At 69.2% G+C, this 18579-nt stretch carries 18 protein-coding genes; 5 read left to right on the top strand and 13 right to left on the bottom strand.

The features are described from left to right. Positions 1-46: 46 nt before the first annotated feature. Complete coding sequence (locus AB0M01_RS09385) at positions 47-1120, top strand: alpha/beta hydrolase (RefSeq protein ID WP_363667304.1); 1074 nt, start codon at positions 47-49, stop codon at positions 1118-1120. On the opposite strand, the gene AB0M01_RS09380 is transcribed toward AB0M01_RS09385, so the two are convergent. The 3 genes from AB0M01_RS09380 to mshD all read right to left on the bottom strand — a co-directional run bounded on the left by AB0M01_RS09380 (position 1110) and on the right by mshD (position 3741). Next, entirely contained in the window at positions 1110-1703 is a 594-nt protein-coding gene (locus tag AB0M01_RS09380; RefSeq protein WP_363667302.1) for a PKD domain-containing protein, read from the bottom strand. The two genes, AB0M01_RS09385 and AB0M01_RS09380, sit on opposite strands and share 11 nt — an antisense overlap. Positions 1704-1996: 293 nt before the next feature. Beyond that, a complete protein-coding gene (locus AB0M01_RS09375; protein WP_363667300.1) occupies positions 1997-2557 on the bottom strand; it encodes a DUF6318 family protein in 561 nt (186 codons plus the stop codon). Between the two features lie 266 nt (positions 2558-2823). After that, positions 2824-3741 carry a mycothiol synthase gene (gene mshD / locus AB0M01_RS09370; protein ID WP_363667298.1) on the bottom strand — a complete coding sequence of 306 codons (918 nt, stop codon included), beginning with the start codon at positions 3739-3741 and terminating at the stop codon, positions 2824-2826. 212 nt (positions 3742-3953) lie between these two features. Here mshD and AB0M01_RS09365 point away from each other — a divergent pair, with 212 nt between their 5' ends. After that, entirely contained in the window at positions 3954-5621 is a 1668-nt protein-coding gene (locus tag AB0M01_RS09365; RefSeq protein WP_363667296.1) for a bifunctional metallophosphatase/5'-nucleotidase, read from the top strand. Positions 5622-5696: 75 nt separating this feature from the next. Here AB0M01_RS09365 and AB0M01_RS09360 read toward each other — a convergent pair whose 3' ends face one another. Both AB0M01_RS09360 and AB0M01_RS09355 read right to left on the bottom strand, forming a co-directional pair. Continuing rightward, positions 5697-6005 (bottom strand): hypothetical protein, encoded by a 309-nt coding sequence (locus tag AB0M01_RS09360; protein WP_363667294.1) that lies wholly within the window; start codon positions 6003-6005, stop codon positions 5697-5699. Between the two features lie 156 nt (positions 6006-6161). Continuing rightward, positions 6162-6875: a response regulator transcription factor gene (locus tag AB0M01_RS09355; RefSeq protein ID WP_363667292.1), complete on the bottom strand. Its 714-nt coding sequence runs from the start codon at positions 6873-6875 to the stop codon at positions 6162-6164. Positions 6876-7036: 161 nt separating this feature from the next. On the opposite strand from AB0M01_RS09355, the gene AB0M01_RS09350 reads away from it, so the two are divergent. Beyond that, a complete protein-coding gene (locus tag AB0M01_RS09350) occupies positions 7037-7276 on the top strand; it encodes a MoaD/ThiS family protein (protein WP_363667290.1) in 240 nt (79 codons plus the stop codon). A gap of 372 nt (positions 7277-7648) precedes the next feature. Continuing rightward, positions 7649-9046 (top strand): hypothetical protein, encoded by a 1398-nt coding sequence (locus AB0M01_RS09345; RefSeq protein WP_363667288.1) that lies wholly within the window; start codon positions 7649-7651, stop codon positions 9044-9046. Here AB0M01_RS09345 and AB0M01_RS09340 read toward each other — a convergent pair. From AB0M01_RS09340 to AB0M01_RS09305, 8 genes are all read right to left on the bottom strand, one after another. Beyond that, positions 9000-9605: a hypothetical protein gene (locus AB0M01_RS09340; RefSeq protein WP_363667286.1), complete on the bottom strand. Its 606-nt coding sequence runs from the start codon at positions 9603-9605 to the stop codon at positions 9000-9002. The two genes, AB0M01_RS09345 and AB0M01_RS09340, sit on opposite strands and share 47 nt — an antisense overlap. Continuing rightward, positions 9602-10180, bottom strand: coding sequence for a hypothetical protein (locus tag AB0M01_RS09335; RefSeq protein WP_363667284.1), 579 nt, complete (start codon positions 10178-10180; stop codon positions 9602-9604). Before AB0M01_RS09335 ends, AB0M01_RS09340 begins: the two co-directional genes overlap by 4 nt. Next, a complete protein-coding gene (locus AB0M01_RS09330; RefSeq protein WP_363667282.1) occupies positions 10177-10794 on the bottom strand; it encodes a hypothetical protein in 618 nt (205 codons plus the stop codon). Before AB0M01_RS09330 ends, AB0M01_RS09335 begins: the two co-directional genes overlap by 4 nt. Positions 10795-10948: 154 nt before the next feature. Next, complete coding sequence (arfB, locus tag AB0M01_RS09325; RefSeq protein WP_363667280.1) at positions 10949-11374, bottom strand: alternative ribosome rescue aminoacyl-tRNA hydrolase ArfB; 426 nt, start codon at positions 11372-11374, stop codon at positions 10949-10951. A gap of 42 nt (positions 11375-11416) precedes the next feature. Further along, positions 11417-12745, bottom strand: coding sequence for a UDP-glucose/GDP-mannose dehydrogenase family protein (locus tag AB0M01_RS09320; protein WP_363667278.1), 1329 nt, complete (start codon positions 12743-12745; stop codon positions 11417-11419). A 32-nt stretch (positions 12746-12777) separates the two neighbouring features. After that, positions 12778-13980: a hypothetical protein gene (locus AB0M01_RS09315; RefSeq protein ID WP_363667276.1), complete on the bottom strand. Its 1203-nt coding sequence runs from the start codon at positions 13978-13980 to the stop codon at positions 12778-12780. Continuing rightward, complete coding sequence (locus tag AB0M01_RS09310) at positions 13977-15983, bottom strand: right-handed parallel beta-helix repeat-containing protein (RefSeq protein WP_363667274.1); 2007 nt, start codon at positions 15981-15983, stop codon at positions 13977-13979. Before AB0M01_RS09310 ends, AB0M01_RS09315 begins: the two co-directional genes overlap by 4 nt. Beyond that, the gene (locus AB0M01_RS09305) at positions 15980-17302 is read right to left on the bottom strand and encodes a glycosyltransferase (protein WP_363667272.1); all 1323 of its coding nucleotides are present in this window, start codon (positions 17300-17302) and stop codon (positions 15980-15982) included. The genes AB0M01_RS09310 and AB0M01_RS09305 overlap by 4 nt, the downstream gene beginning before the upstream one ends. A 192-nt stretch (positions 17303-17494) precedes the next feature. On the opposite strand from AB0M01_RS09305, the gene AB0M01_RS09300 reads away from it, so the two are divergent. After that, positions 17495-18532, top strand: a complete 1038-nt coding sequence (locus AB0M01_RS09300; RefSeq protein ID WP_363667270.1) for an OmpA family protein — start codon at positions 17495-17497, stop codon at positions 18530-18532. Positions 18533-18579 lie beyond the last annotated feature (47 nt).

Genomic DNA, 18579 nt, shown 5'->3' with positions numbered 1-18579 from the left:
GGTCGTGTCTGCGCGATCTCGCTGATTGTTGCTAGCGTCACGCTTTGTGAACCCACGAGTGGACGCGCTGCTGCGGACCGGGCTGACCGCGGTCCAGAAAGCGGTCCAGAGCCATGCCCTGACCCCGGTCTACGCCCTGCCACCCGCAGTCCGGCACCGCCTCGCGGGCGCCCCGGTCGTGATCGACGGCAACGTGCTCGACCCGGACGTGCAGCTGCTGCTCAAACTCGAAGCGATGCTCCCCGGCAGCGGTGGCGTCCCCAAGTCGGTCGCCGCCGCCCGCGCCGGCCTGCTCCGCGGCACCGCCCTGGTCGCCGGCCCGCTCCGCGAGGTCCAGCGCGTGACCGAACTCACCGTCCGAGGCGCAGACGGCCAGCTCGGCGCCCGCCTCTACGTCCCCCGTACGCCGGGCCGCGGCCTGCTCGTCTTCTTCCACGGCGGCGGCTGGGTCGTCGGCGACCTCGACACCCACGACGCCTACTGCCGGGATGTCGCTGCTGAGACCGGCGTACGAGTGCTGTCGGTCGACTACCGCCTCGCCCCTGAAGCCCCCGCCCCGGTCGCCGCCGAGGACGCCATCGCCGCCTTCAGCTGGGCCGTCGAACACGCCGCGGACCTGGGCGCCGATGCCTCGTTGGTGGCGGTAGGCGGCGACTCAGCCGGCGGCAACATCGCCGCCGTCGTCGCCCAGCAGTGCGTCGTACGGGACATCCCTGCACCCGCCCTCCAGCTCCTCATCTACCCCGCCGTAGACCTGGTCGGCCGCCGCCCCTCCCGAGACCTCTTCTCCGAAGGCTTCTTCCTCACCGAAGAAGAAATCCTCTGGTACCGAGAGCACTACACCCCCGACCCAACGCTCCGCCCCGACCCGCTGGTCTCCCCACTCTTCGGCTCGCTGAAGAGCTTGGCCCCCGCCTACGTGGTCACCGCCGGCTTCGACCCCCTCCGAGACGAAGGCAACGAGTACGCCGAAGCCCTCCAGACCGCAGGCGTCCCCACCGTCCTCCACCAGGAACCAACCCTCATCCACGGCTTCGCCAACATGCTCACATTGGGCGGGGCTACGCGGGCGGCCCAGCTACGAATCCACGCGCATGTGAGGTCGGTCCTCAACCCGTAGGCTCCACCAACACGGGTACGGCTTCGCGAACCTGCAGAGAGGTCGCTGGTCCGGTGACAGCAACCGTTCCATCGATCGGCTGCCAACCTGCTCCGCCGACACTGAACCGCGCCCGATAGTTCGTCGTCACGGTCAAGCTGACAGAACCGCGCTTCATGTATTTGTGGGTGACTTCTTTCGCCGGGTACGGCTTTCCCGGCGTCCGGGTCGTTACCGGCGCGCTGCCGTCTCCGAAGTTCCACGTGTAGCTCACGGGAGTTCCCTCGATGACGACCGGGTAGCCCAGCACCGAAACGTTGCTGGACGACAGCGTGTTGGCATCGGTGTAGACGATCGTGTCCAGGTTGACCAAGGTTCGTCCGGCGGGCTGGACCTTCACCTTGAGTTGGGGAAAACGAACGCTGACCTGCTGAGTTCGGATCTGCGTACGGACCTGATCGACGGCATCTTCGACCGTTGGCCGGTTCTTCGGTACCCAGTCGTCGCAGCGGGCAGGACCTTCGACCGTGCCATCAGGGCGACGGGGGCCGCAGATACCTTCGTTGAGCCGTCTGTCGATCAGCCTCTGGGTCTCGGCATCCACGGGACCGAATCTCCCCAGGTGCACCTCGCTCGGCTCGCGTCGCCCAGTGCCTGGCTTTCCCGATCCCCGGCGCCATTTCGTCGAACCCGGATCGTGAAGTCGGGTGTGCGCTTTCGTCTGTCCTCGGACGTAAGCATCCTCCTTCCCGATTCCACCGGTGATGACCGGAGGTTCCGGATCGCGAATGCTCTCCGTCTGGTGCGGCCTGGATTCGGACGCCAGTGCGACCGGGGACTGGGACATGACGAGAGCCATCGACAACGCCGTGACCGTCGCTGCTGCCGCTCGCATCATCATCGTTTGGTCAGCTCCATTTCGAAAACGGTCCAGCTTCCGCCGCTGGGAGCCAACGCCATCTCCTGCACGTACTCCGCGGCTGCGATCGAAACCGGCTTGGCGGTTGAGGACTCTTGTGCGGTGTACGCGCCGACCTTCAGTTGCGTCGTTGCGGCCAGTTGACCGTCGTCGGCGCGGGTCAACTCGCTGACCTCGATCAAACGCTCAGCGAAGTCCCCTTTCAGTCCTCCGTTCGCCGCGTTGATCTTCGTGACCGATTTGATGTACGCGGCACAGCCGAGACAGCCGGGATCACTCGCGGTTTGGATCGCGGAAACGTCACCGGTTCGCGCGCCGTAGTTGAGCAGCTCGATGTAGTGCCGGATAAACGCCTCGCCTGCCGCCAGAGACAGCCCGAACGCCGCCGCGGGCCTTTCGGGTGCAGTGCTCGGGCCCGACGGCGCCGTGGTGACCGCTACTGAGGTCTGTCCAGCGGTCGGCGTCGAGCTTGCTGACTCAGGTCTGATGTCTGGGCGACCGGCGGGGGGACTCGAGGAGCCGCAGGCACTCAGCGTCACCGCAGCTAGCAGGCACGCCACAGTTGTGGTGGACAGTCGCTGACTCCTGGTCACAAGATTCCAGCCCTCCGTAGTCGACTCGTTGATCGTAACTGTCGGTGAGAGGGCGTGGCGTGGCGAAAGCTGCAAGCTGTGGATAACCAGTTGGGGGCCAGGAGCCGCCCGGCTGGGGGGTGAGAGGCTCGGACGGCTCCTGGTTGGTGGTGGGACGGACGAGAAGCGCGTTTATGACGCGGTGTGAGCAGATGATTTCGGTGTGACACCGTTCACACGGTGGTGGGGGCGTACTGGACGTGCAGGGCGGCGGTGGTGAAGCCGAGGGATTCGTAGAGGCGGCGGGCGGGGGTGTTGGTGCCGTCTACGTAGAGGGTGATGGTGTCCAGGGCGCGGGTTTCCTGGAGGTGGTGGAGGCCCTGGAGGGTGAGGGCCTTGCCTAGGCCGGTGCCTTGGTGGGTGGGGGAGACGCCTACTACGTAGACCTCGCCCTCGTTGTCCTCGACCTTGGTCCAGTGGAAGCCGGCGAGTTCGTTGGTGTCGCGGTCGACGGCCAGGAAGAAGCCTTCGGGGTCGAACCAGGGCTGGTTGAGGCGGTCCGTCAGGTCGGCCTGGGTCCAGGAGCCCTGTTCGGGGTGGGTGGCGAAGGCTTCGGCGTTGACCTTGAGCCAGGCGGTGTCGTCCTGGCCGGGGACGAAGGTGCGGACCTCGATGTTCGACGGCCAGGTGATCTCGGGGAGGGGCGCGCTCGCGCGGCTGAGGAAGTAGAGCTCGCGGGCGACCTCCAGGGAGAAGTGCGCGGCGAGTTCGTCGGCGCCGGGGAGGCGGCCGTGGGCCCAGAGGCGGAGGGTGGTGGGGGCGTGGTCGAGGAGGGTGCGGAGGAGCGTCGTGCCGGTGCCTTGGCGGCGGGCCTCGGGGGCGACGACGAGCTCGGCGGAGCCGTCGGGGCCGAGGGAGGCGTAGCCGACCAGGTCGCCGGGGGTGGAGTGGAGGCCGGTGACGTCGAGGGTCGCGGGCTCACCGGCGTACGCGAGCACGTGCAGGTCGCCGTGGTGCTCGCCGTTCAGGTGCAGCAGGGTCTGCTCGGACAGCGGGTTGACGTCGTCGCTCTGCGCGGCCAGGCGAGCGAGTTCGGTGACGGCGGCGGCGGTGGCCGAGGGCAACGGTGAGGGAACTGCTTCGAGGGTCACCTGAATACCGTAAAAGGTCCGAGTGAGTTCATGCTCAGGTCCTGTTCCGGGCCGCCGTACGTCGGGTAACTTCGCGGCACCGCATCGAAAACTATGACGGAGTAGACATGGCCTTCACAGGACGAGACAGGACGTGGTTCAGGGGTCCGCGGGCGGTTGCCCTGCTGGCCGCCGGAGCCGCGGTGGCACTCGGCTTGGCCACGGGGGGAACCGTGACCCAGGCAGCACCCGCGAAACCGAAGCCGACGCACACGCAGATCAACCTGCTGGCGCTGAACGACTTCCACGGAAACCTGGCGCCCAACCCGGCGACCAGCTCCAGCGGCAACGTGAACGGCACGCCCGCCGGCGGCGCGGAGTACCTCGCCACCCACCTGGAGAACCTGCGCGCCGCCGCGAAGGCGCAGGGCCAGGAGAGCGTGACGGTCGCCGCGGGTGACCTGATCGGCGCCTCCCCGCTGCTGTCGGCCGCTTTCCACGACGAGCCGACCATCGAGGCGATGAACGAGATGGGCCTGGACGCCGCCTCGGTCGGCAACCACGAGTTCGACGAGGGCTGGCACGAGCTGCTCCGGATGCAGACCGGCGGCTGCCTGAACGACGGCGACGGGCAGAACAACCAGAACTCCTGCCCGGACAAGAAGGCCAAGTTCAAGGGCGCCGACTTCGACTACCTGTCGGCCAACGTGTTCTTCGAGAACACCCGGCAGACCCTGCTCGCGCCGTACACGGTGAAGAAGTTCCGCAGCGGCCAGAAGATCGCGTTCATCGGGATGACGCTGGAGGCGACGCCGAACATCGTCACCAAGTCCGGTGTCGAGGGGCTGACCTTCACCGACGAGGTCGAGACCGCGAACGCGTTGGTCCCGAAGCTGCGCAAGCAGGGCATCGAGTCGATCGTGGTGCTGCTGCACGAGGGCGGGTTCCCGAGCGACCCGCGCGCGTTCAACAGCTGCCCGGGGATCTCCGGCCCGGTCACCGACATCGCCAAGAACCTCGACCCGGCGATCGACGCGGTGATCTCCGGTCACACCCACACGGCGTACAACTGCTCGATCAACGACCCGGCCGGCAAGCCGCGGCTCGTCACCAGCGCGTCGTCGTTCGGCAAGGTCGTCACCCAGGTCCGGCTCAGCATCGACAACGCGACGCACGACGTCGACCGGCTGAACACGCTGGCCAACAACCTGATCGTCACCCAGGACGTGCCGAAGAACCGTGACCTGACCAAGCTGATCACCAAGTACCAGGGCCTGGTCGCGCCGATCGAGTCCAAGGTGATCGGGCACATCACGACGCCGTCGGTACTGCGGACGGCGGACGACTCCGGCGAGTCCCCGCTGGGCAACCTGATCGCCGACGCGCAGCTGGCCGACCCGTCGACGGTCACCGGCGGCAAGACGCCGGTGGTCGCGTTCATGAACCCGGGCGGGATCCGCGCCGACCTGGCCTCGACCGGCGGTGCGGTGTCGTTCGGGCAGGCGTTCACGGTGCAGCCGTTCAACAACTACCTGGTCTCGATGGACATGACCGGGACGCAGATCAAGGCGCTGCTGGAGCAGCAGTTCTCCGGCGCGAACCAGGCCGCGAACAAGGTGCTGCAGATCGCCGGGATCACCTACACCTACAACCCGGCCGGTACGCCGGGCGCGAAGGTGGACGCGGCGTCGGTCAAGATCGCCGGGCAGCCGATCGTCGACGGTACGTCGTACCGGATCGTGACGAACAACTTCCTGTCCGACGGGGGCGACGGCTTCCCGGCCTTCACCACGGCGACGAACAAGTTCTTCGGCGGGCTCGACATCGACGCGTTCGCGGCGTACCTGGCCGCGCACGACCCGTACACCCCGGGTCCGACGGACCGGATCAGCATCTCGTAGTAGCCAGCGGTACGACGCTCGCCCGGGTTGCCTTCCAGCGGAGGTGGCCCGGGCGGGTGTGTTTGGGGCTGAGTCTCAGAGCACGAACTTGAGGATCACGAAGGTCAGCGCGACGCCGGTCGCGATGGCGGCGCGGCCGGAGCCGATGCCGCGGCGGACGCCGGTGCCGAAGACGGCCACCGTGAGCGGGATCAGCATCACCAGCAGCGTGATGCCGGCCGCGTGGACGCCGACGTGGGCGCGGCTGCTGAGCAGCAGCCCGAGACCCAGGGCGAAGGTCAGGCCGAGCCAGGTGGTCGTCTGGATCGGTCCGTCGGACGGATCGCTGCGATGCGAAGCGTGAGCACCACCACCGCGGCGGTGCGAAGTCGGAGCGTGCGCCATCGGTCACCTTTCGTGAACAGACCGAATACGCAAGGTAGCACCCCGCCTACGCGGTGGTGCAAGCCCGATCTTCTGCGGGGCTGTTCGGGCGGATTCCGTTGCAGGGCTGGAAAAGCCCGGTGCTGTGACTGGCGTGACTGATGTGACTGGTGGGACTCAGGCCCGGGAGTCGGCGGTTTCGCGGTCCTTGGTGGTGGGCGGGATGACGAAGCGGTAGCCGACGTTGCGGACCGTGCCGATCAGGGACTCGTGCTCGGGGCCGAGCTTCGCGCGCAGGCGGCGGACGTGGACGTCGACCGTGCGGGTGCCGCCGAAGTAGTCGTAGCCCCAGACCTCCTGGAGCAGTTGCTCGCGGGTGAAGACCCGGCCCGGGTGCTGCGCGAGGAACTTGAAGAGCTCGAACTCCTTGTACGTCAGGTCGAGCGCGCGGCCGTTCAGCTTCGCCGTGTACGACGCCTCGTCGATGACCACGTCGCCGCTGCGGATCAGCGTGGTCTCGGGGTCCTCGTTGCGGGCCGCGGCGAGGCGGCCGATCACCAGGCGTAACCGGGCCTCGATCTCCGCAGGGCCGGCCGTGTCGAGCAGGACGTCGTCGGCGCCCCAGTCGGCGTTCACCGCGGTCAGGCCGCCTTCGGTGACGACCAGGAACAGCGGTACGTCGATGCCGGTCGTGCGGATCAGGCGGGCGACACCACGGACAGTGACCAGATCGCGGCGGGCGTCCAGCAGGACGGCGTCGGCGTCCGGGGCGTCGACGAGCGCGGCGACCTCGGACGGCAGGATCCGGATGTGGTGCGGGAGCAGGGCCAGAGAAGGCAGGACCTCGGTGGAGGCCTGCAGCGCGTTCGTCAGCAGCAACAACGTGCTCACGCTGTCTCCTTGTGCGGGTCGGCGGAGCGCGGGTGAGCGATCCGGTCCTGAAGCACGTCAGGCCCCGACGGCGTCGTTGCCGGGGGCCCGAGACACACTGGTGTGGAACAGCAAGCTGACATAATACTCCAGGTCCCATCGATGAGTGAGGCGTCTTCCACATGCCGGAAGTGACGATCAGGTATTTCGCCGCTGCGCGCGCTGCCGCCGGCGAGTCCACCGCGACGGCTCGGGCTGGGTCGGTGAAGGAGTTGGTGGGTGCGGTTTCTGCCGATCGCCCTGAGCTGGCGCGGGTGCTGGGCATCTGCACGTTTCTGGTCGACGGGGAGCGGGTTGAGCTGACTGCCAGCCTGGAGGACGGGGCGCTGGTTGACGCACTGCCGCCGTTCGCGGGTGGCTGATTTTCTGTACGCCGTTGTGGTGCGGGTTGGCTTTGATGCGGCCGGTGAGGTTGGCGGTGGCTGAGGCCGCGGCGGCCGGAAGAGGTGTAGTCAGAGCTTGGACTGGAGTGGTCGTTGTCCCTGGGGCCACGGGGACCGTGGCTCGGGTTAGCGATGGTTGTGGTGCGGGTTGGCTTTGATGCGGCCGGTGGGGTTGGCGCTGGCTGAGGTCGCTACGGCCGGAAGAGAAAGAGCCTGAGCGCTGAGTGCTCGGCGACGTGTGGGCGTTCCTCCTCCCGAACGGCGAGCTGACGATCGCGCTGGACGACTCGTGCGGCCAGAGGGTCGTCGTTCGGCGTGTGGGGACCTGTTCGGGCGGTAGATTGCGCGGTTGTGGCACGGGATACGGGGAACCTGCTGACGACGGTCGGGCGGGCTGCTGGGTTGTTCGGGCGGGCTTGGCCTCGGTTGTTGGCTGTGTTTGTGGTTGCCGAGCTGGTGCATCGCGGGGTGTTGTGGGTCGCGGTGCAGGCGGGGGCTCGGGTGCAGGCGGCGGGGATTGCGGTGCTGGCGTTGCTGGTGGTGGTTTCGCTGGCGATGTACGTCGCGATGTTCCTGGTGCTGCGGGGCGAGTTGCCGTACCACCGGCGGGCGGTGTCCGAAGGGGTGCTCGCGCCGGACGGGGTCGAGGCGGGGAAGGAAGCTCGGGCCGTTGACGCGCTCGCGTCGGCTTTGCTGCCGTTTCTGGCGTTCTACGCGGCGTACAAGTTCCTGCAGGCCGAGGCGCTGAACTACGAGTACCAGTTGGCCGTGCACAACCTGATGGACGACGCCGTCACCACTCTCACCGGTGGAACGGTCGCGCAGGCGCCGACCGGGTTGCAGGCGTTGTCGACCTGGCTGTTCATCGGGCTCGGCGTCGCGGCGTACCTGCTGCGGCTGGTGTTCAAGAAGAAGAAGGGCGCAGACGAGAGCGGCCCCGCGCGCAAGCTGTTCGCGACCTATCTCGAGGCGCTCTGGATCTTCGTCGTCGCCTACCAGGCGTCGGCGTACCTGCCCTCGCCGAAGAGCTGGCTGCAGGAGCGGGTGCTGTGGCAGTGGGGTCACGACGCGTACGGCTGGGTGCTCGACCATGTGCTCGGGGTCGAGCGGATCCGCGAGATCTGGGACGCGGTCACCGGATTCGTTGCCGCGGGCATCGGTGATCTGTGGAGCGCGGCGGTGCTGCCGCTGATGTGGATCACGATGACCGCGGTGATCTACGGACGGGTGGTGCCGAAGGCCGAGCGGATCGAGCAGCTGCGCTGGCGGTTCGACCGGATCAGCAACCGCTGGCAGCGCACCCCGCGCCTGGTCCAAGCGGCCGGGAACTCGATGGTCTCCGACTGGCGCGACCGCTGGCGCCCGGTCCGGGATGCGTTCCGGCTGGTCGCGCGGTCCGGGATCCGCCCGATGCTCGGCTACTTCCTGGCCTGGGCCGTCGTCACGTACGCCGCCGGCGCGGTCTGGATCCTGCTCCGCGACTACGTCGTCGGGCCGCAGTCGCTGGCCTTCTGGATGGTGATCGACGAGCCGATCGAGCTCGCCGTCGAGGCGCTGAAGATCATGCTGCAGATCGCGCTGCTGGCCGCGGCGTACGACCGGATGGTCGGCGGCCTGGCCGGCTACCTCACGCCGCGGACCCGTCCGCTGCACCCGTCCGCCGACGCAGGCGAGGACCAGGGCGTCACTGACTTGACCGCGGCTACCTCGGGAATGCCAGGTACTGCGGAAGACGGGTCGCCCACGTGATCGTCGGCTTCACCTCACCGGCCACGGAGGTCGGTACGACGAACACCGCGACGGTCTCGAACGGCTTGCCCGCCACCGGCTTCAGGTAGTACGGCGCGAGCTGCGGGTCCCGCCAGCTCTGCAGCTTCTCGTCGTCACCGCCGGTGCAGCCGCTCGGGCGGTCCTGGAACTCGTCGTCCAGGATCGACTCGTCCCACGTCCGCCCGTCGTTCGCGCGAAGGTGCATCAGGCAACCACCGAGCTTCTCCAGCTTGGCGACGTCGTCGACCTGCAGCCGGAAGTAGACCCGGACCCGCGTCGTGCCGTCCGGTAGAGGTGTGCCGGTCCGCCCCGCCCGCGGTGAAGGGTCGGTCTCGACGCTCGCCGCGAACCAGGTCGCGTCCTGGTACGCCGTACCGCCGGCCGCGACCTCGACCGCGTCGCGCGGCTCGGCGTCGTACCAGGAGTCGTAGTCGCTGCGCACCGACCACCAGCCGAGCAGCGGGACGGTGAGCACCAGCGAGGCGAGCGCGATCGTGTTCCGCCGGATCCAGCCCGGGCGGGCCCGCCGGGCGGTCATCGCTCCACCGCCGGGTTCAGGATCGCGACGTCCTCGTGCAGCGCGGGCAGCTGGTCCTCGTCGATCTTCAGCGCGATCGTTGCCTGCGGCTGCAGATCGTTGAAGATCTGCTGCTCCAGCACCAGCAAGGTTGCACCGGGCAACTGGTCGGCGGGCATCTCGACGACGATCGGCCCGCGGACCGGGATGCCGGGGGCGAGCTGGAAGTGCAGGAGGTCGATCCGTTCCAGCCCGCTGCGATTCGCGGCGGCGTACGTCGTACCGTCGGCGGCGCGGATGCCGATCTTCTGCAGGTGGATGGGCTCGCGGTTCGCGGTCACGACGGCGTCGATGACGACGAAGTCGGTCAGCGTGTCGCGGTCCGGCGTGGTGCGCGGGACGCGGAGCTTCTTGCTGGTCCGGACCTTCTCGACCGTCACGTCGAAGCGCGGGGTGTGCACGGCCTGGCCGGTGACACCCTTGACCGCGACCGGCTGCTGGAAGTCGGTGTCGTCCGGCGTCACCCGGTACAGGCCGACGATCGCGACCAGGACGACGACCACCAGGACGCCGTCGACGAGCTTGCGGCGGGTCATCGGGTGTTGTCCTTCACCGGAGAAGTCACCTCGGCGGCGATCGTGTCCTTGGTCCAGTTCACGTGGTGGTCGAGGACCGACTCCCGGAACTCGTAGTGCTGCACGCTCAGCTCGACCTCGGTCGGCAGGTCGGTGGCCTTCGGCAACTTCCAGACGTAGGCGACGTCCTCGGCGTGCTGCGGGGTGAGCACGGGGTCCTGGGTCTGGTCGCGCAGGTTCGTCGTACCGTACGGGCGGTCTTCGGGTTTGACGCCGTTGACGTTCAGCAGGCGGATCAGGTCGCTGGGGACCTTGACGCCGGTCTTGTCCGTCAGCTCGAGCTTGAGCACGACGGCGATCAGGGCCCCGCCGTCGTCGGGCTTGAAGAGCGGTTCGAGGTCCTTGACGACGACCACCCGCTGGACGGTGACGCTGAACTGGCCGGCGTCGACCGCTGTACCGGGACCAACCGCCGGGGTCTCGACGGAGGCCTTCGCGAGGCCGCCGAACGCGGCCGAGATCGCGAGCAGCACGACCGCCGCGCTCACCACCCAGGTCTTCACCGACCGGCCGCGGACCTTCACGTCCTTCAGCTCGGGCAGTTCCTCCCGTTCCCCGCTCCCCGTTTCCTGCACGGGCGAAGCGTATCCAGCCGGAGGTTCGTCAGTGGCGAGCGAGTGGGCTGAGGCGGCTTGCGATGCGGCCGGAGAGGCGGCAGGCGGCGAGGCCGCTGCGGCCGGAAGAACAGAAGGAGCGAGGGCAATCGGCCCGCGAAGCGAGTGGCTGGGGTCAGTCGGACGGGCGGCCGCGGAGGCGTTTGGTCTCGCCGCGGCGCTTCTTGTCGTCGAGGCGGCGGCGGACCGCGCCCTTGGAGGGGCGGGTGGGGCGGCGCTGGCGCGGCGGGGCGGCGATGGCCTCGCGCAGCAGGCTGGCCAGGCGGGCTCGGGCGGCCTCGCGGTTGCGCCACTGGGAGCGGTGCTCCGAGGCGGCGATGGTGAGGACGCCGTCGACCAGGCGGGTGGACAGGCGTTCGAGGGCGCGGTTCTTGAGCGGCTCCCCGAGGGCGGTGGTCGCGGCCAGGTCGAAGATCAGCTCGACGCGGCTGTCGGCGGTGTTCACCGACTGCCCACCGGGTCCGCTCGACCGGGAGAACCGCCATCCCAGCTCCGCCTCGGGGATCACCACCCCCGCTCGCACTGTCAGCCCGCCGTCCACACTCCTATTCAACCCGATACGGACAGCAGAATTCCTCTGGTTTCAGGCCGCGCGGCCCAGCGCCCGGTAGTCCCAGCCGGCCGCCTGCCACGAGACCGGGTCGAGCGCGTGCCGGCCGTCGACGATCTTGCGGTGCCCGACCAGCGACCCCAGCCACGACGGGTCGAGGTCGCGGAACTGGTCCCACTCGGTCAGCAGCGCGACCACGTCAGCACCAGAGGCAGCCTCGGCGACCCCGGAGGCGTAGTGGAGATCCGGGTAGGCCTTCCGGGCGTTCTCCATCGCCTGCGGGTCGTACACCCGCACCACAGCCCCCTCGGCGACCAGCAGCCGGGCGACATCCAGCGCCGGCGCGTCCCGGATGTCGTCCGAGTCCGGCTTGAACGCCGCCCCGAGCGCACACACTGTCACCCCAGCCAGTGACCCGCCGGCCTGTGCCCGGATCAGATCCACCGTCCGCTGCCGCCGTCGTCCGTTGATCGCGTCGACCTCGCGCAGGAACGAAACCGCCTGCCCGACCCCGAGCTCCTCGGCGCGGTGGATGAACGCCCGGATGTCCTTCGGCAGGCATCCGCCCCCGAAGCCCAGCCCCGGCCGCAGAAATCGCCCGCCGATCCGCGGGTCGTAGGCCAGCGACGCGGCCAGCTGCTGTACGTCGGCACCGGTCTGCTCGCAGACCTCCGCCATCGCGTTGATGAACGAGATCTTCGTGGCCAGGAACGAGTTCGCGGCGACCTTGACCAGCTCGGCCGTCGGCAGGTCGGTCACGACGACCGGGACCTCCGCCTCCAGCAGCGGCGCGAACGACGCCTGCAGCTGCTCCAGCGCCCAGTCCGACGCGACGCCGAAGACCAGGCGGTCCGGTCGCAGCGTGTCCTCGACGGCGAAGCCCTCGCGCAGAAACTCCGGGTTCCAGGCCAGCTCGACGTCCGTAGCGGCCGGCGAGAGCGACTGCAGCATCGAAGTGAGCCGCGCCGCGGTCCCCACCGGCACGGTCGACTTGCCGACGACCAGGCACCGCCGGGTCAGGTTCGGCGCCAGCGAGCTGACCACCTGGTCGACGTACCGCAGATCGGCGGCCGGTGAGTCGGCGGCCTGCGGCGTCCCGACGCAGACGAAGTGGACGTCGCCGAAGGCGGCCGCCTCGGCGATGTCGGTGCTGAACCGCAGCCGGCCGGAGTCGAGCGCCTTGCGCAGCATCTCCGGCAGCCCGGGCTCGTAGAACGGGACCCGCCCGTCGGTGAGCGCGGCGATCTTGGCCGCGTCGGTGTCGACGCCGAGCACCTCGTAGCCGAGCACGGCCATGCAGATCGCGTGGGTGGCGCCGAGGTAGCCGGTGCCGAGAACGGTGAGACGTGGAAGTGCGGACATGGGTGTCCCCCCAAAAGAAGGTGTGTGATCGTTCAGCGGCAGGAAACGTTGCTGACGCCCTCGGCCGCGCCGGTGACCTTGTTGTCACAGGCAACGACGTTGGACTCGGCCGGGCGCAGCGCGAAACCGAGGCCCGGCCCGTTCACGGTGGCGGTGTTGCCGGTGAACAGGTTGTGGTCGCCCCAGCCCTTCAGGATCTGATGGGTCTGGAAACCGTCCGTGCTCGACCCGGTGCCGGTGTTGCCCCGGATCAGCCAGTTGTTGCCCTTGACATCCACCCAGGAGTCGGCGCCGCTGAGTGCCGACCCGTCGAAGGTGTTCCCCTCCAGCAACCCTCCGGTGGTGCCTTCCTTGACGTCGACCGCCTCCGACGTGGTCGGGCCGATCTTGTTGCCCTTGACGACGTTGCGGTCGCTGCGGTCGGGTTTGCAGTCGTTCACCGTGCACCAGTTGCTGACCGCGGACCCGATGTAGACCCCCTCGCCGAACTTGTCCCGGCGCTTGCCGGTGTCGCGGATGGTGTTGGCCAGTACGACGTTGTCGGTGCTGTTCGCGCGCAGGTGGATGGCCTCGTCGCCGATCCCGTGCACAGTCAGCCCCTGGATCACCGTGCCGGTGGTGGTGTCGGCCATCACGCCCTTCTGCCCGTTCGTGACGGTGAACCCGACCAGCCGCCAGTACTGCGCCTTGTCGAGGTGCAGCACGTAGCCGCCGCGGACGTTGTCGCCGTCCAGCACGGCGCCGGCGCCGCCGCACAGCCAGATCGGGCGGTCCGCCGTACCGGAGGCGGTGGTGACGAACTTCCCGGCGTACCGGCCGTCGGCGAGCGCGATGCTCGTCCCCGGCGCGGCGTCTTTGAGCGCCTCGGTCAGGCCGTCGGCGTCGGAGACCTGGACCGAGGCGGCCGGGCAACTGACCGACGCGGAGTTCGGTAGCGGGCCTTGGCCGGCCGGAGCGACGCCCGCGAGCAGCGGCGCGTCCTCGGGTTTGCGCTTGCCGTTGTCCGGCGACTCCTCGTCATCCGGTGACGGCGAGTCAGCAGAAGGCGAGTCAGAAGGAGAGTCAGCAGGAGAAGGATCCAGCGGTGGCATGCTCGGCGCCGGTGGCACCGTCGGCACGGACGGCGCCACCACCGGCTCGCTCGGCGACGGCCACACCGCCGCGACGATCCCACCACCGACCAGCAGTACGGCGGCCGCCGCGGATCCCGCGACGATCAGGTCACGCCGGTTCATCTCGCCCCCTGCTGGTCGACCGGGACCGCCGACGCGGGCACTGGCCGCCCGTCGCTCACCGGCGCCTTGTCAGCGTACGGGTGCACGAACCGGCGGATCCGCCGCGTGCCGCGGGCCGCGGTGAAGATCAGCAGCGCCGCGAGCAGCAGCCACATCGCGGTCAGTGGCTGCAGGAACCGCTTCAGCGTGACCAGGAACGGCGTCGTGTCGTGCCAGTTGCTCTCGTCGTTCTTCCAGCGCCGCATGTTCACGTCGTCGGCCCGCTTGCTGTCGATCGCGCTCGGGCCGCGGCCGCTGATCGTGTTCTCGCTGACCTTGGTCAGGCTGACCGTGCCGACCAGCGAGACCGCGTGCGAGTCGGCGTCGGACAGCGTGTTGCGGACGACGTTCGCACCGGAGTCGCGGATGTAGACGCTGGTGCTGCCGCCGCTGACGATGTTGCCGGACACCACCGACGCGTGCACGTCGTCGCGGAGCGCGATGCCCTGCCGGCCCGGATCGGTGACCCGGTTGCCGACCACGGACACGTCCCGCGCGCCGCCGCGGACCACCACCGCCATGTCGTTGCCGCGGAAGTCGTTGGCGTTGACGCCGATGTTGGTGCCGCCGACCACCTCCACGCCGTACCGGGCGTTGTCGGTCAGCTTGCTGTTCGACACGGTGTTGTTGCCGTAGCTGCCGAGGCTCGAACCGGTCGCGCTCGGGCCGTCGGCCAGCGGCAGGCCGGACATCGTCAGCCCGTTGCGGTGGTTGCGGCTGGCCTCGATCTCGGACAGCACGATGCCGGTGGTCGCGCGGGACAGCACGAAACCGTCGCCTGCGTTGCCGTCGGCAACGGTCGAGTCGACCACCGCGTTGGTGACGTAGCGGTGCATGACCAGCCCGTCGACCAGGTTGTCGTCGAAGCGGCTCTCCCGGATGTCCAGGCCGTTCGCGCTGGCGGCGAACAGGCCGAACGCGTTCCGCTTGATCGTGGTCTTCTGAATCAGCGCCGACACGTAGCTGTACTCCGGGGTGGCGATGCCGACCTCGGGCAGCGGCAGCGCGCCCGCGGGCAGGATCTGGCTGAGCGTCGACTTGCCGGCGCCGTCCAGCGTCACCGGTTTCTTGGTGTCGTCGGTCTTGGCCTTGGCGCGTTCCCGGTCGGCCTGCTTGCCGACCTGCATCGTCTTGCCGAGCTTGTCGAGCGACCCGCTGTTCGGGCGGTCGGTCCCGGTCAGCGACAGGCCGCCGGTGCGGCCGCTCCAGAAGCCGAGGTCGGACAGTTCGGCGTACCGGAAGCGGACCTGGCCGCCGAGCGAGCGCAGGTACGCGCGGCCGTCGTTGGTGAGCGTGTCCGGGCTGTCGGTGTCGCGGTTCCAGCTGCTGATCCGGACCGGTTTGCCCTCGGCGCCCTGCACGTTCAGAACGCCGCCGTAGTTGACGATCGAGACGAAGCCGTCGGGGTCGCTGGCCAGCCGCAGCTTCAGACCGCCTGACGACGAGAGGTTCAGCGTCGCGCCGGACTGGACCACGACGTGCTCGGACAGCAGGTACCCGCCGTCGGGCTGCCGCACGAAGGTCTGCGGCGCCAGCCCGAGCAGGTCCTTGATCGTGTACGCCTCCCGCCGCGGCGTCAGCACCAGCGTGTACGCCGACCCGGTGGCGATCCGGTACGGCGTGTTCAGCGACGTCTTGCTCCAGCGCGCCAGCGAGTCGACGGTCCGGACCTCGACCAGCCGGCGGTCCTCGTCGGCGACGTACGCCGACTCGGCCTCCGGGTCGCCGGGGTACGGGAGCCGGTCGATCGCCTTGTCCTCGGGCTCGGCGCTCCGGCTCGGAGCGGTCGGCTGGTCGGCGTCGGGCGGAGTGGTCGGTGCGGCGGGCTTAATGGGCGTGCCCGGTGTGACCGGTGTGACGGCCGGGCGCTTCGGCGTGGGCGTCGGGTCCGCTGCCGAGGCGCTGGGTGCGACGAGCGTGAGCGCGACGACGCCGAGCGCTCCGGCCAGAGCTGCCTTCCTCATGCCACCGTCTCCGTCCGCAGCGGCGTCGTCGTACCGGCTCCGCGCAGCGACGCAGCGTCCTGGCCCTCGCCGCCGATCGTGTCGGCGGACCGAGTCAGCCAGCCCTGCTTGTTCATCGTCACGAACGCGTACAGCTTGATCGGCAGCGCGATCAGAATCACCGTCGCCGCGACCACCGGCAGCAGCAGGATCTCGGCCGGGTGCCTGCGCAGGTGCGAGATGCCGCGGATGCCGCGGGCGATGATCAGCCAGGCGACCGCCAGCGTGATGCTCTGCCAGGTCAGGTCGAGGCGGCTGAAGATCAGGTAGCCCATCGTGATCCCCATCGTCACCGGCGTGAGCAGGATCTGCAGCACGGTGACCTTGGTGACCAGCGGGACCCGCCACAGCCAGCCCTTGTAGATCGCGGTCAGGTAGCAGCGGTAGGAGTTGCGGCTCCAGCGGATCCGCTGCTTGGCGAAGGCCCGGAAGGTGGCCGGGAACATCGACAGCGCCTTGGCCGACGACTGGTGCACGGTCTTGTAGCCGGAGGCAAGGACCAGCCAGGTCAGCCGGCCGTCGTCGCCGGACACGCAGCGGCGGCCGAGGAAGAACTCGTTCTCCAGGTTGTCCAGCACCGGCAGCACGACCGTACGCCGGTACGCGCCGGTCCGCCCGGACACACAGGCGACCGCGCCGGCGCGGCCCATCGCCGGGACGTAGTCGTAGTACCGCAGGTTGACCAGCCAGTCGGCGACCCGGCGCCAGATGCTGGTGGTCCGCTCGTGCACGTTCTGCTGCGTGCTGACCGCGCCGACCTCCGGGTCGGCGAACGGGTGCTGCACGGCCCGGAGCAGCCCGGGCTCCCAGCTGGTGTCGGAGTCGGTCAGCACCAGCACCTCGGACGTCGCCGCCCGGATCCCGACGCCGAGCGCGGACCGCTTGCCCGCGTGCTTGAACAGGATCGGCTGGATCACCGGGTCGTTCAGCGCGACCAGCCGCTCGTACGCCTCGATGTCGGCGACGTCGAGCACGATGATGATCTCGTCCGGCTGCTGCGACCGCCAGCTCTCCAGGCAGCGCATCAGGATGTCCGGGTCCTCGTGGTACGACGGGACGACGACCGACGTGGTCGTGGTGAAGTCGTTCTCGATCGGGCGGGCCAGCCGGGATAGCACGAACCGGTAGAGCCACAGCCCCCAGACCACCAGGCCGGCCAGCGCCAGCGGGACCAGGTCGCGCCAGCGCGACAGGTCGTCGACCGAAAAGGAAATGCTCGTGATCCAGTTCCACACGTCACCGAACGCCAGCCGGTTTTCGGCCAGGTGAAGCACCGTCATTGTTCCCCCCACCGCGATCGCGCGGTCGCAAGCGTCCGGCCCACCCCCGGGCCCCGTCGACGAAGGAAGCCAATCCCAGCAAGGTAAACGGCAGGCATTGTTCGGGAGATCGTTCATTGACAATTCATGCGGAGGGGCAAAGATCGGGGAATGCTGACAATGTCACGCCGCGTGCAATGGTGTTTACCTTCAATGATCGCCGTCGCCGCGCTGACCGGTTGTTCCGGCGGGAATCAAGCGGCTGAACAGCCCGCGCCGGTCACGGTGACGACGCCGTCCAGCACACCCTCCAGTACGCCGTCGGTCACGCCATCCGTGATGCCGCCGCCTGTTGATCCGGTGTGCACCCCCGGTCCCGGCCGGACCGTCAAGGAGCTCCCCGACCTCCAGGTCCCCGCCGTCACCGTCGCGCCGCTGAAGTCCGGCGACCGCACCGTCATGGACGGCTTCACCGTCCCGGCCCAGGTGATCGACGCCGGCTGCGTCGTCCAGTACGACGCCCCCGGCGGCTGCCTCGGCGCGATCAAGATCTCCGGCGCGGCCATCCCGCCGGTCACCATCCCGGAGAGCCGCGTCGAGGGCCGCGTCTTCGCCGCCGTCACGATCGCCGGCGCGCAGGCGCCGGCCGTCGACTCGCCGCAGGTCTGCCAGGTGGAGAAGGACGGCGAGCTGCCGACGGTCACCCGCAAGGGCGTCGTACGGCGTGAGGTGTCGCGCAACGGCGGCGCCCGGCCCGGTGGTTCCGCGGACGGGGTCGCGGTCGAGACCGTGAAGCTGGAGCCCGTGCGGCTGCCCGGTGTGGATGTCGACCCGGCCCGGCTGGAGTCGCGCAAGCTGCCCGGGCAGGACAAGGTCGACGTGTTCACCGGCGAGGGCAAGATCTCGTACGTCGCACCCGGCGACGTCCTGTTCGACACCGATCAGGCGGCGATCCGGCCGGACGCGGCGCGGGCTTTGCACGCGATCGCGGTGAAGATCAAGGCCGCGAACGCCCGGCCGCTGCTGCGCGTCGAGGGGCACACCGACGATCGCGGCGACGCGACGTACGGGCTGCGGCTGTCGGAGCGCCGTGCGCAGGCGGTCGCGACCTGGCTGATCCGCAACGAGGGCTTCGCGGGGAACACGATCACCACCAAGGGTTTCGGCGAGACGGCGCCCGCCGTACCGAACACCAGCGCCGCCAACCGGCAGCTCAACCGCCGGGTCGTGATCACGGTCGCCGCCCGCTGACCGTCCAAGGACTGGGACAGCGGTCTGGTCCGTCAAGTCGACCGACG

The sequence above is a fragment of the Kribbella sp. NPDC051770 genome (assembly GCF_040681455.1).
GTDB lineage: Bacteria > Actinomycetota > Actinomycetes > Propionibacteriales > Kribbellaceae > Kribbella.
The sequence above is the reverse complement of the archived record's forward strand: the minus strand, read 5'-3'. Positions and strand labels throughout refer to the sequence as shown.

Coding starts and splice junctions, on each gene's coding strand:
- AB0M01_RS09360 (WP_363667294.1), bottom strand. CDS start 6,005: ATGGCGCACGCTCCGACTTCGCACCGCCGCGGTGGTGGTGCTCACGCT.
- AB0M01_RS09350 (WP_363667290.1), top strand. CDS start 7,037: ATGCCGGAAGTGACGATCAGGTATTTCGCCGCTGCGCGCGCTGCCGCC.
- AB0M01_RS09340 (WP_363667286.1), bottom strand. CDS start 9,605: ATGACCGCCCGGCGGGCCCGCCCGGGCTGGATCCGGCGGAACACGATC.
- AB0M01_RS09335 (WP_363667284.1), bottom strand. CDS start 10,180: ATGACCCGCCGCAAGCTCGTCGACGGCGTCCTGGTGGTCGTCGTCCTG.
- AB0M01_RS09320 (WP_363667278.1), bottom strand. CDS start 12,745: ATGTCCGCACTTCCACGTCTCACCGTTCTCGGCACCGGCTACCTCGGC.
- AB0M01_RS09315 (WP_363667276.1), bottom strand. CDS start 13,980: ATGAACCGGCGTGACCTGATCGTCGCGGGATCCGCGGCGGCCGCCGTA.
- AB0M01_RS09310 (WP_363667274.1), bottom strand. CDS start 15,983: ATGAGGAAGGCAGCTCTGGCCGGAGCGCTCGGCGTCGTCGCGCTCACG.
- AB0M01_RS09305 (WP_363667272.1), bottom strand. CDS start 17,302: ATGACGGTGCTTCACCTGGCCGAAAACCGGCTGGCGTTCGGTGACGTG.
- AB0M01_RS09300 (WP_363667270.1), top strand. CDS start 17,495: ATGATCGCCGTCGCCGCGCTGACCGGTTGTTCCGGCGGGAATCAAGCG.